The organism is Halobacillus trueperi (assembly GCF_003386945.1).
Lineage (GTDB): Bacteria > Bacillota > Bacilli > Bacillales > Halobacillaceae > Halobacillus > Halobacillus aidingensis.
Genome location: NZ_QUAE01000002.1, coordinates 133,104 through 145,436, shown reverse-complemented (window position 1 = coordinate 145,436; position 12,333 = coordinate 133,104). Strand labels below are relative to the sequence as shown.

At 45.2% G+C, this 12,333-nt stretch carries 11 protein-coding genes; 10 read left to right on the top strand and 1 reads right to left on the bottom strand.

Features of this window, described 5'->3' with window-relative positions; genetic code table 11:
- Positions 1–27: 27 nt before the first annotated feature.
- A complete protein-coding gene (locus DYE48_RS03305; RefSeq protein WP_089651782.1) occupies positions 28–264 on the bottom strand; it encodes a DUF2627 domain-containing protein in 237 nt (78 codons plus the stop codon).
- A 135-nt stretch (positions 265–399) separates the two neighbouring features.
- Between DYE48_RS03305 and DYE48_RS03300 the strand changes: the two genes are divergently transcribed.
- The 10 genes from DYE48_RS03300 (at position 400) to DYE48_RS03255 (ending at position 12,308) form a co-directional block, all read left to right on the top strand.
- Positions 400–2,475 carry a sigma 54-interacting transcriptional regulator gene (locus DYE48_RS03300; RefSeq protein WP_089651783.1) on the top strand — a complete coding sequence of 692 codons (2,076 nt, stop codon included), beginning with the start codon at positions 400–402 and terminating at the stop codon, positions 2,473–2,475.
- A 102-nt stretch (positions 2,476–2,577) separates the two neighbouring features.
- Positions 2,578–3,480 carry a phosphate butyryltransferase gene (gene yqiS, locus DYE48_RS03295; RefSeq protein ID WP_115822414.1) on the top strand — a complete coding sequence of 301 codons (903 nt, stop codon included), beginning with the start codon at positions 2,578–2,580 and terminating at the stop codon, positions 3,478–3,480.
- Between the two features lie 11 nt (positions 3,481–3,491).
- On the top strand, positions 3,492–4,595 hold the full coding sequence (gene bcd / locus DYE48_RS03290) for a branched-chain amino acid dehydrogenase (protein WP_115822413.1): 1,104 nt from the start codon (positions 3,492–3,494) through the stop codon (positions 4,593–4,595).
- 14 nt (positions 4,596–4,609) lie between these two features.
- Complete coding sequence (gene buk, locus DYE48_RS03285) at positions 4,610–5,695, top strand: butyrate kinase (RefSeq protein WP_115822412.1); 1,086 nt, start codon at positions 4,610–4,612, stop codon at positions 5,693–5,695.
- A gap of 15 nt (positions 5,696–5,710) precedes the next feature.
- Complete coding sequence (lpdA, locus tag DYE48_RS03280; protein WP_115822411.1) at positions 5,711–7,132, top strand: dihydrolipoyl dehydrogenase; 1,422 nt, start codon at positions 5,711–5,713, stop codon at positions 7,130–7,132.
- Positions 7,133–7,151: 19 nt separating this feature from the next.
- Entirely contained in the window at positions 7,152–8,144 is a 993-nt protein-coding gene (locus DYE48_RS03275) for a thiamine pyrophosphate-dependent dehydrogenase E1 component subunit alpha (RefSeq protein ID WP_115822410.1), read from the top strand.
- Between the two features lie 15 nt (positions 8,145–8,159).
- Complete coding sequence (locus tag DYE48_RS03270) at positions 8,160–9,143, top strand: alpha-ketoacid dehydrogenase subunit beta (protein WP_089651789.1); 984 nt, start codon at positions 8,160–8,162, stop codon at positions 9,141–9,143.
- Between the two features lie 19 nt (positions 9,144–9,162).
- Positions 9,163–10,482 carry a dihydrolipoamide acetyltransferase family protein gene (locus DYE48_RS03265; RefSeq protein ID WP_115822409.1) on the top strand — a complete coding sequence of 440 codons (1,320 nt, stop codon included), beginning with the start codon at positions 9,163–9,165 and terminating at the stop codon, positions 10,480–10,482.
- A gap of 311 nt (positions 10,483–10,793) precedes the next feature.
- Positions 10,794–11,225: a BrxA/BrxB family bacilliredoxin gene (locus DYE48_RS03260; RefSeq protein ID WP_115822408.1), complete on the top strand. Its 432-nt coding sequence runs from the start codon at positions 10,794–10,796 to the stop codon at positions 11,223–11,225.
- A 132-nt stretch (positions 11,226–11,357) separates the two neighbouring features.
- Complete coding sequence (locus DYE48_RS03255) at positions 11,358–12,308, top strand: aromatic acid exporter family protein (RefSeq protein ID WP_115822407.1); 951 nt, start codon at positions 11,358–11,360, stop codon at positions 12,306–12,308.
- Positions 12,309–12,333: the final 25 nt, after the last annotated feature.

Below are 12,333 nucleotides of genomic sequence, written 5' to 3'. Positions count from 1 at the left end.
ATCATAGTTGTTGTTTTCACCTATGGCCTAATCCTTTTGTTTGAACCGTCCTTTGGTCAAGTTGCGCTTTCTGTCCCTGTGGAGGATAAAGCCACCAATGAAGGCCAATCCTCCAACTACAAATAGAATGCCAACAAGCCCCTGGATGGCAATGTGAAAAAAGATGGTGTGAAATTCTCCGAAAAGAGCATCTCGAATCAATTTTATTCCATAAACGGCGATCACACCGGGGGTGACTAATAAAAGTAAAGCAATTAATCGCATACTCGTAACTCCTTTAATTCAATCCATGAATAAGTATATCAAATGGCAGGGCAGGTTGGAACTATAGACGTACTTGCTAAAACATGCAGATTAGGGTACGATAAAGTTACGCAAAAAGTTGCAGGGTGTGGTGAAATGAAACGTGTGTTGATTGTCGGAGCAGGGAAAGGTGGAACTGCCCTGTTGAAATTGTTGAAGAAAATGGACCGTATGTTAGTGATTGCGGTTACGGACATCGACCCAAATGCCCCGGGGATAGCGCTTGCTGAGAGTTACGGGATTTCTACAGACCGCCGCTGGCAGGATTGGATACATAGAGAAATTGATATCGTGATCGAAGCCACAGGGGAAGAACATGTGTTTAATGAAATCCGTGAAACCAGAAAACGCTCGACGGTTGTCATTCCAGGCTCGGTAGCTTATGTGACCGCAGAATTATTGGAAGAAAAGGAATCGCTTGTGCAAAAATTGAAACAGCAGACGGAAAATCAGCACCTGATTTTGAACAGTATTCATGATGGGATGATTGTTATAGATGAGGAAGGGAAAGTTTCATTTATCAACCGAAGTGCGGAGCGCATTGTAGGTATGGGGCGGTCATCTATGATTGGAGAACCCATAAATGAAATCATTCCGGATTCGAGGCTTCCTCAAGTCCTCGCCTCCCGCGAAGAAGAAGTGAATCAGAAGCTTGCCTTAGGAAACGGGAAGAAAGTGGTGACCACAAGAATTCCGATGATCGGGCAAAATCAAAGGGTGATCGGTGCTTTTGCTGTTTTCAAAGATATTACGGAAGTAGTCAATCTTGCTGAGGAAATCACAGATCTTAAAGAAGTGAAAACGATGCTTGAGGCCATCATTCATTCTTCGGATGAGGCGATTTCGGTTGTCGATGAAAATGGAAGCGGTTTAATGATTAATCCTGCATATACGAGGATTACCGGACTCTCTGAAGAAGAAATCGTTGGAAAGCCCGCAACGGTCGATATATCTGAAGGAGAAAGTATGCACATGAAAGTCCTTCGCACAAGAAGGCCTGTCCGGGGGGTGCGTATGAAGGTAGGACCTTCGAAAAAAGATGTCCTCGTTAATGTCGCCCCTGTTATCGTGGATGGAAAGTTGAAGGGGAGTGTCGGGGTCCTTCATGACGTTTCGGAAATTCAAGCGTTGACGAGTGAACTTAAAAGAGCGAGACAAATCATTCGCAGCTTGGAAGCGAAGTACACGTTTGATGATATCATCGGAGATTCCCAGGAAATGACCTTGGCTCTGGAACAAGCGAAAGTCGGTGCGCGCACGCCTGCTTCCGTCTTGTTGAGAGGGGAATCGGGAACCGGGAAAGAACTTTTCGCCCATGCGATTCATAACGAGAGCAAGCGGCGCCATAATAAGTTTATCCGTGTCAATTGTGCGGCCATAGCTGAATCCTTACTGGAAAGCGAATTGTTTGGATACGAAGATGGTGCTTTTTCAGGAGCGAAACGAGGCGGTAAGAAAGGGCTGTTTGAAGAAGCAAACCACGGAAGTATTTTTCTTGATGAAATCGGTGAACTGACATTGCCGATGCAGGCAAAATTGCTGCGGGTGCTACAAGAGAATGAAATCATCAGGGTCGGAGGTACGAAGCCTGTCCATGTGGATGTCCGCGTAATTGCTGCCACCAATGTCAATTTGGAGAAAGCGATTATGAACAAGAATTTCCGTGAAGATCTTTATTATCGTCTGAACCGGCTTCCGATTTACATTCCTCCCCTTCGTGAAAGAATCGAAGATGTCCAGCTTTTGACCGACCATTTGATTCAAAAGCTGAATGAAGACTATGGAAGGCATGTAACCTCAGTCGATGAGGAGGCTTTTCGTATGTTGAAAGAATATGATTGGCCGGGAAATGTAAGAGAGTTAGAAAACATTATCGGCCGAGCGATGATTTATATGGAGAATATGGAAGATACGATAAAGGTGGAGCACCTTCCTCGGCTGAAAAAGGCGACGACGGAATCAGGCCGACCTACTGAAAATGCGCCATGGCTGGGAGAAACCTTGCAGCAGGCTGTAGATGAATATGAAAAGAGTTTGCTTGCCGACGCTTACCGGTCTCATGATTTTAATAAAACGAAGACAGCCAAAGCTTTAGGTATCTCCATTCGGAATTTATATTATAAATTAGAAAAATATCAACTAGACAAAAACAGCATGCAAAATTTTTCATAGTGCAGACTTTTGCAGAGGTGCAAACCTCCAGGTGAACCTATTCTGGTGTTTATAGAAGTTGGCATGAATATTGCATGTATAGAAGAGGGGAAGAGGTGACGCATGAAAAAGTTAGATGAACTAGTCGATCAAATTGACCGTCGTTCACTGAAAACGGTCTCTGTTGCTCAAGCGGCAGATGATGAAGTATTGAAAGCAGTTAAAATGGCCCGGGCATCCAACCTGGCTGATTTCTTTCTTGTAGGAGATCAAACAGAGATTGAAAACAAGTCAAAAGCTGTTGGGTTGGATTTATCACAGGAAGGCATTGAAGTGATTCATGCAAGTGAAAAGGATAGTGCACAAGTCGCTGTGAAAGCCGTCCACTCCGGTGAAGCTCATGTTGTCATGAAAGGCCATATCGATACAAAATCTTTATTGAAAGCAGTCCTGGATAAAGAATACGGGCTCAGGAAAGGTTCGGTACTGTCCCACGTGGCTTTGTTTGAAATTCCAGGCAGGGATAAACTGATTTACCTCACAGACGCAGCGATGAATATTGCGCCAAGTCTGGAGGAAAAAGCTCAAATCATCAATAATGCCGTGGAAGTAGCTACACGGGCAGGCTGGAAGAACCCGAAGGTAGCTCCGCTGGCAGCAGTAGAAGTAGTGAACCCTTCCATGACAGCCACTCAAGATGCTGCGATGCTTACGCAAATGAACAGGCGCGGGCAACTGAAGGGCTGTATCGTGGATGGTCCTCTTGCCTTTGACAATGCGGTTGATCCAAAAGCAGCAGAACAAAAAGGAATTGTATCAGAAGTAGCGGGGCAGGCGGACATACTTGTTGTGCCATCCATTGAAGTGGCCAATGCCTTGTACAAGTCATTCATATATTTCGCCAATGGAAAAGTGGCGGGCGTGATCAGCGGCGCTAAAGCTCCGATCGTATTGACTTCTCGAGCGGATGATGCTCAAAGTAAAATTTATTCACTGGCTTTAGCTTTACGAGCCAGTCAACAATAGGAGGATTCACAATGAAAATTTTCAGCTATATGCAAGAATATGATTACGAGCAATTGTTATTCTGTCAAGATGAACAATCAGGTCTAAAGGCAATCATCGCCATTCATGATACAACGCTTGGACCTGCTCTCGGAGGCACACGTATGTGGACATACGCTTCTGAAGACGATGCAGTGGAAGATGCCCTGCGTCTGGCAAAAGGAATGACATACAAAAATGCTGCAGCCGGCCTCAACCTTGGTGGAGGAAAAACGGTTATCATCGGTGACCCTAAAAAAGATAAAAATGAAGAGATGTTCCGTGCTTTCGGTCGTTATATCCAAGGTCTGAATGGTCGCTACATTACTGCAGAAGATGTAGGCACAACCGTTCAGGACATGGATCTGATCCATGAGGAAACGGATTATGTGACAGGAATCTCCCCTGCATTCGGCTCTTCAGGAAACCCGTCACCAGTGACTGCATACGGAGTGTACCGTGGTATGAAAGCGGCGGCGAAAGAAGGATTCGGCACGGATTCCTTAGAAGGGAAGACGGTAGCTGTCCAGGGGGTCGGGAATGTGGCCTTTACCCTTTGTCGTCATCTTCACGAAGAAGGAGCCAATCTTGTTGTTACAGATATCAACAAAGAAGCGGTTCAGCGTGCCGTAGAAGAATTTGGTGCAAAAGCGGTTGATCCTGACGATATCTACAGTGTGGATTGTGACATTTACGCTCCTTGTGCTCTTGGTGCAACGATTAATGATGAAACAATTCCTCAACTAAAAGCGAAAGTCGTTGCTGGTGCGGCGAATAACCAGTTGAAAGAAACGAAACATGGCGATATTCTCCATGAAAAAGGCATTGTCTATACGCCGGACTATGTAATCAATGCTGGAGGCGTCATCAACGTAGCAGATGAGCTTCACGGATATAATAAAGATCGTGCGATGAAGCGCGTAGAAACGATTTATGACAACGTATCACGCGTATTTGAAATTTCACGCCGTGATAATATTCCAACATATGTAGCTGCAGACCGTATGGCAGAAGAACGGATTGAACGTATGCGCAGGTCCCGCAGTCAGTTCCTTCAAAATGGTCAACACATCTTAAGCAGAAGACAGAACGGTTAACGGGGGTTTCGTAATTGCAAACACATCGTATTCTGGTCATCAACCCAGGCTCCACATCTACGAAGATCGGAGTCTTTGATGATCAGGAAGTCGTTTTTGAAAAAACCATCCGTCATACGGCGGAGGAAATCAGTTCATACAAGCGAATCATTGATCAATATGAATTCCGTAAACGTGTCATTCTCGACGAGCTTGACCGTGAAGGCATCAACATCAGCAAATTGAGTGCCGTGTGCGGGAGAGGCGGATTGCTGCGTCCAATCGAAGGTGGGACATATGAGGTTAATGAGGCAATGCTTGAAGATTTGAAAAATGGATACAATGGAGAACATGCGTCAAATCTTGGTGGGATCATTGCCAATGAAATTGCTCAAGGGTTGAACATTGGTGCTTATATCGTCGACCCGGTCGTGGTGGACGAACTCCATGAATTAGCCCGTGTTTCTGGTGTACCTGAAATACCAAGAAAAAGTATTTTCCATGCCTTGAATCAGAAAGCTGTCGCGAGAAGAGCGGCAGCAGATCTCCATCTGTCCTATAAGGATGCCCGCTTGATCGTCACTCATATGGGCGGTGGAATTACAGTGGGTGCCCACGTTGGCGGCCGAGTCATTGACGTCAACAATGGTTTACATGGAGACGGACCGTTTTCACCAGAGCGGGCAGGTACCGTTCCTGCTGGTGACCTTGTTTCCTTATGCTTCTCCGGCCAATATTATCGCGATGAAGTGATGAAGAAGTTGGTAGGGCAAGGGGGCCTTATGGCTTACTTGGATACAAACGATGCCCGTGAAGTCGAAGAGATGGTTGCTAATGGTGACCGAAAAGCAAAAGTTGTCTTTGAAGCTATGGCTTACCAAATTGCCAAAGAAATCGGAAGTATGAGTGCCGTGATGGAAGGCAAAGTGGATGCGATTGCGCTCACAGGTGGTCTTGCTTATGGAAAAGCGTTCGTAGAAGAAATTTCAAAACGTGTCCATTGGATTGCAGATGTCCTCGTCTATCCTGGTGAAAATGAGCTGGAAGCATTGAATGAGGGGACGTTACGTGTCCTCAATAAAGAAGAAGTTCCAAAACAATATCCTAACTTTCAAGAATAGGAAGGAGAGTCCAAGGTGGCACAAGAATACGATTTGGTCATTCTCGGAGGTGGCACAGGCGGTTACGTGGCCGCCATCCGAGCTTCAAAATTAGGCCTGAAAACAGCGATTGTAGAAAAAAGAGAACTTGGTGGGACATGCTTACACAGAGGGTGCATCCCTTCGAAAGCTTTGCTTCGAAGTGCTGAAGTATTTAAACAGACGAAAGAAGCCGATCGGTATGGTATTTCAACAGAAAACCCAACCTTGAATTTCACGAAAGTCCAAGAACGGAAACAATCGATTGTAGACACACTACATAAAGGTGTTCAAGGATTGATGAAAAAAGGGAAAATCGATGTCTTTGAAGGTTTTGGCCGGATTTTAGGTCCTTCCATTTTTTCACCGACAGCTGGAACGATTTCTGTGGAGATGAACAATGGGGAAGAAAACGAAATGTTGATCCCTAAAAATGTGTTAGTGGCGACAGGTTCCCGTCCTAAATCATTGCCGGGACTTGAAATCGATGGTGAAGTTGTCATGAGTTCTGATGAAGCTCTTCATATGGAAGAACTACCAGAATCGATCATCATCGTCGGTGGAGGGGTCATTGGAATCGAATGGGCATCTATGCTTGCAGACTTCGGTGTGAAAGTGACGGTTCTTGAATATTTGCCACACATTCTTCCTACAGAAGACGAAGATATTTCCAGGGAAATGTTGAAGCAGATGAAAAAGAAAGGCGTCGATATTGTTACGAGCGCCAAGGTTCTTCCTGATACGATCGAGAAAGAAAGTGGTGTAAAAGTTGATGCAGAAGTGAACGGCGAGACGGTTACTTACGAAGCGGAACGCATGTTGGTTTCTGTCGGTAGATCAGCGAACGTCGACAATATCGGTCTTGAAAACACAGATATTCAAGTCGAAAACGGGATTATTCAAACGAATGATGTTTATCAGACGAAGGAAAGCCACATTTACGCAATCGGTGATGTTATCGGAGGCATGCAGCTGGCCCACGTAGCTTCTCATGAAGGGATGATCGCTGTTGAACATATGGCTGACCAAAATCCACATCCGATGAACCAGGATCAAGTGCCATCCTGTATATACTCCAATCCTGAAGTTTCAAGTGTCGGTTTGACGGAAAAAGCGGCAAAAGAAAAAGGGTTTGATGTGAAAGTAGGCAAGTTCCCATTCCAAGCGATCGGGAAAGCACTCGTTCATGGAGAAACAGATGGTTTCGTTAAGATCGTAGCAGATAAAGAAAGCGATGATCTATTAGGCGTGCATATGATCGGGCCACATGTAACGGACATGATTTCAGAAGCAGCTCTGGCTCAAGTTCTTGATGCGACCCCATGGGAAATCGCTGAAACGATTCACCCACACCCAACGCTCTCGGAAGCGATCGGGGAAGCGGCTATGGCCGTCGACGGCAACCAAATCCATGGATAAAACTGAAGGAGGGATCCTCATGGCTGAAAATCGCCATAAAGCTTTAGGCTTAAGTGATGATCAAGTGTTGGACATGTTTCGCACGATGTTGTTAGCAAGAAGAATCGATGAACGAATGTGGTTGCTAAACCGCGCAGGTAAAATCCCATTCGTCATCTCCTGTCAAGGTCAGGAAGCTGCCCAAGTAGGGGCTTCCTATGCTCTTGATCGAGAAAAAGATTATGCTCTGCCTTACTACCGTGATATGGGTGTCGTTCTGTCATTCGGCATGACCGCTCAGGACTTAATGCTCTCCGGTTTTGCTAAAGCAGAAGATCCAAACTCGGGCGGACGCCAAATGCCGGGTCACTTCGGTCAAAAGAAAAACCGAATTGTTACCGGTTCTTCACCCGTTACTACACAAGTGCCACATGCAGTGGGAATCGCTCTGGCTGGGAAGATGGAGAAGAAAGACTTTGTTTCTCTCGTAACATTCGGTGAAGGTTCTTCCAACCAGGGAGATTTCCACGAAGGTGCGAACTTTGCAGGTGTACACAAACTTCCCGTTATTTTTATGGTCGAAAACAATAAATATGCCATTTCTGTTCCAGTATCGAAACAGTTGGCCTGTGAAAAAGTTTCTGACCGTGCTATCGGTTATGGCATGCCTGGTTTCACAGTGGACGGTAATGATCCGTTAGCTGTTTATGAAGCGGTGAAAGAGGCAGCGGATCGTGGGCGTAAAGGAGAAGGACCAACACTGATTGAGACTGTATCCTACCGCCTCACTCCCCACTCCAGTGATGATGATGACCGTACGTACCGGGAGCGAGAAGAAGTGGATGAAGCGAAGAAAAAGGATTCGATCGTCACTTTCGCTCAGTATTTGCGTGACACAGGTGTTCTGACAGATGAGAAGGAAAAGGAAATGAATGACGAAATCAGTGAAATCGTCAATGAAGCGACTGACTATGCCGAGAATGCGGCTTATGCGGAAGCGGAATCAGCAATGAAATATGTGTACGAAGAGTAAGGAGGGGGAGCAATAATGGCAGTTATATCTTATATTCAAGCCGTCACTCAAGCTTTGAAAGAAGAAATGAAGCGGGATGAAAAAGTGTTCGTCCTTGGTGAAGATGTTGGAAAACGTGGAGGCGTATTCCGCGCGACTGACGGTCTTTATGATGAATTTGGTGAAGACAGAGTTCTTGATACACCACTAGCTGAATCCGCAATCGCTGGTGTTGGAATCGGTGCAGCTATGTATGGCATGCGTCCAGTAGCTGAGATGCAGTTCGCTGACTTTATCATGCCGGCGGTCAACCAGATTATTTCAGAAGCCGCTAAAATCCGATACCGTTCCAATAACGACTGGAGTGCTCCGATTACAATCCGCGCCCCTTATGGCGGCGGTGTCCACGGAGCCCTTTACCATTCCCAGTCCGTTGAAGCGGTTTTCGCGAATCAGCCCGGATTGAAAATTGTGATGCCATCGACGCCTTATGATGTTAAAGGTTTGTTAAAAGCGTCGATCCGTGACAATGATCCGGTCCTTTTCTTTGAACATAAACGTGCCTACCGTCTCATTAAAGGCGAAGTGCCGGATGAGGATTATACCCTTCCCATCGGTAAAGCAGACGTAAAGCGCGAAGGTTCGGACATTACGGTTATTACCTACGGCCTATGCGTCCATTTTGCCTTGCAAGCAGCAGAGAAGTTGGCTGAAGAGGGCATTGATGCACATATTCTCGATTTGCGTACAGTGTATCCTCTGGATAAAGAAGGAATCATCGAAGCTGCATCCAAAACGGGTAAAGTCCTGCTTGTAACTGAGGACAATAAAGAAGGTGGAATCATCTCAGAGGTGTCCGCAATTATCAGTGAGAATTGCCTGTTCGACCTGGATGCTCCCGTTCAGCGACTCGCAGGTCCAGACATCCCTTCGATGCCTTATGCTCCGACGATGGAGAAGCACTTCATGATGAATCCAGATAAAGTAGAAAAAGCGATGAGAGATCTCGCGGAATTTTAATTGAAGGAGGAGATTTCCTGTGGGTTTAGAAAAAATCAATATGCCTCAGCTTGGTGAAAGTGTCACAGAAGGAACGATCAGTACATGGCTTGTCCAGCCTGGAGATCAGGTGAATAAATATGATCCCATTGCAGAAGTCATGACAGATAAAGTGAACGCAGAAGTCCCATCTTCTTTTTCCGGCGTGATCAAAGAGCTCGTCGCATCTGAAGGAGATACCATTGAAGTCGGTGAACTCATGTGCTACATCGAAGTAGAGGGAGCAGGGTCTGCCGAAGAGCCTTCATCAGAAGAAAATAAACAAGCGCCTGCACAGGAAACGCCGGTCGCTGAAGAAAAACCATCTGCAGCTTCCACGAAGCCTGAGAAAAAACAGGACAAAGGCAATAAAAAGCGGTATTCTCCAGCGGTCATGACGCTTGCACAGGAACATGATATTGATTTGAATCAAGTCGATGGTTCCGGTCGCGGTGGAAGAATTACACGTAAAGATATTGAGAAAATCATTGCGAGCGGAGATATTCCAAAAGTTGGAGAAGAAAAAGCAGAAGCACCTGCGGAGCAGCCTGCACAAGCAGAGCAGAAAGCTGCTCCAACGCCAGGCTCTTCGCCACAGACGCCGAATGTACAAGCCGGTGAAGGAGACATCGAGATTCCTGTCACAGGTGTCCGTAAAGCCATTGCAGCGAACATGGTGAAGTCTAAGACAGAGATTCCACATGCATGGATGATGGTTGAAGTAGATGTCACGAATTTGGTTGAACTTCGTAATGCTAAGAAAAACCAGTTCAAACAGCAGGAAGGCTTCAGCCTGACCTATTTCGCATTCTTTGTAAAAGCTGTCGCTCAAGCATTGAAAGAATATCCGCAGTTGAACAGTATGTGGGCAGGAGATAAGATCATTCAGCGCAAAGCCATCAACTTGAACATCGCCGTGGCTAAAGACGACCAATTGTTCGTTCCTGTTATCAAAGATGCTGATGAAAAGAGCATTAAAGGAATCGCAAAAGACATTACAGATCTTGCCAACAAAGCACGTCAAGGCAAGCTGACATCGAAAGATATGGAAGGCGGTACCTTCACCGTCAATAACACAGGCTCTTTTGGTTCCGTACAGTCCATGGGTGTCATCAACCATCCTCAGGCTGCTATTTTACAAGTAGAATCCATTGTGAAAAAGCCGGTTTATCAGAATGGCATGTTCGGAGCGCGTGACATGGTCAACCTATGTCTATCCTTAGACCACAGGGTTCTTGACGGTCTAGTGGCCGGTAACTTCCTTGCTCGCGTGAAAGAGATCTTAGAGAAAATGTCAGAAGACAACACATCTGTATACTAATGCAAAGAAGCTGTCCCCTATCATGGAGGACAGCTTTTTATCATCTTCTTCATCAAGGCTTTTTCTCTCATAGGTGATTAGTTCCGAAACTTTTATAGAAGGTATAATGTCTGTGGAACTACTCTTATGGATAGAAGACTTTTGCGATTTCGAGAATCCTATATGGTAAGGGGCGTTTGGAAAGCGATCCCTTCCCAAACGTTCCTATGCTTTTTCAAGCATCTCGAAATCAACGATTAGACAATTCAATTGAAAGATGTCAGATATCTTGGTAAAATGTTCATAGCATTTCTATAAAGGGGCCATGTTAAATGGATTTTAATATTTTTATGAACGACGTTGTTTCAAAAGCACGTGAAGAAATTACACAAGCAGGATATACGGAACTGACGACACCTGAAGAAGTCGATCAGGCACTAAATAAAGAAGGTACAACCCTTGTGATGATCAACTCTGTATGTGGTTGTGCAGGCGGTATTGCCCGTCCTGCGGCTGCTCATGCGATTCACTACGATAAGCGCCCAAATCAACTTGTTACTGTTTTTGCTGGGCAGGATCGTGAAGCGACAGATCGTGCTCGCGAATATTTTGAAGGATACCCGCCTTCCTCTCCATCTTTTGCACTTTTGAAGGACGGTAAAATCCAGACGATGGTTGAGCGTCACGACATTGAAGGATTTGAGCCGATGGAAGTTATCGGAAAACTTCAACGCAGTTTTGAAGAGTATTGCGAAGAAGTATAAGAATACAATAAGCCCAGGATCTTTGTTTTTAAAGCAAAGATCCTTTTTTACGTAACGCACGGTCCTTACATAATGAAACGCTTGATTTTCTTAGGTCAGTGTTATAAAGAAAGAACGGAGGTGAACACAGCATTGAAAATAGGATATCGGACAATTAAAACAGCATTGGGAACACCATTTGCCATATGGATTGCTCAGATGCTTCAGCTGGAGAATTTCGCATCAGCAGGGATCTTGACCATTCTCTGTATCCAAATTACGAGAAAACGCTCATTTTTAAGTGCGTGGCATCGCTTTTCCGCTTGTTTATTAGCGATGGGATTTTCATTCGCTTTTTTTGAGTTATTGGGATACAACCCCATTTCGATCGGACTGATGTTATTTGCCTTTATTCCTGCGACGGTGTGGTTTAAAATCACACCTGGAATCGTAACCAGCTCAGTCATCATCCTTCACCTCTACGGTTCAGGGGATATCGGCTGGAGTATTATATGGAATGAAGTGGTGTTAATAACAGTGGGGATTGGAACAGCCTTACTGCTGAATTTATATATGCCTAGTCTGGAGAAGAAGTTGAATCAGTATCGAAAGCAGGTGGAAAGCAACTTTTCCATTATTTTGAGAGAAATTGCTCAATTTCTACGGAATGGAGATAATGATTGGACAGGTAAGGAGTTAACGGAGACCGCTAATCTTCTGGAAAAAGCCAAATCTCTCTCTTATCGAGACGTAGAAAATCATTTGTTGCGTTCCCACAATCATTTTTATCACTATTTTCATATGCGGACCAAACAGTTTGAACTCTTGGAGCGTATGCTTCCTCTTGTAAGCCGTATATCGTCTTCAGACATCCACGGCATTCGCATGGCTGAGTTCTTCGATGATTTAGCCGATGCTGTTCATCCCGGGAATACAGCTGTCATCTATTTGAGGATGTTAAAAGAGATGAAAGAGGACTTCCGGGAAGACCGACTGCCGGAAACGCGGGAAGAGTTCGAAGTAAGAGCGAGCCTTTTCCACTTATTAAATGAAATAGAGGACTATCTGATCATTAAGCGATCGTTCAAAAAGAGTGATGTATAGGGGGAGAACGTGAGGGGAAACTCTT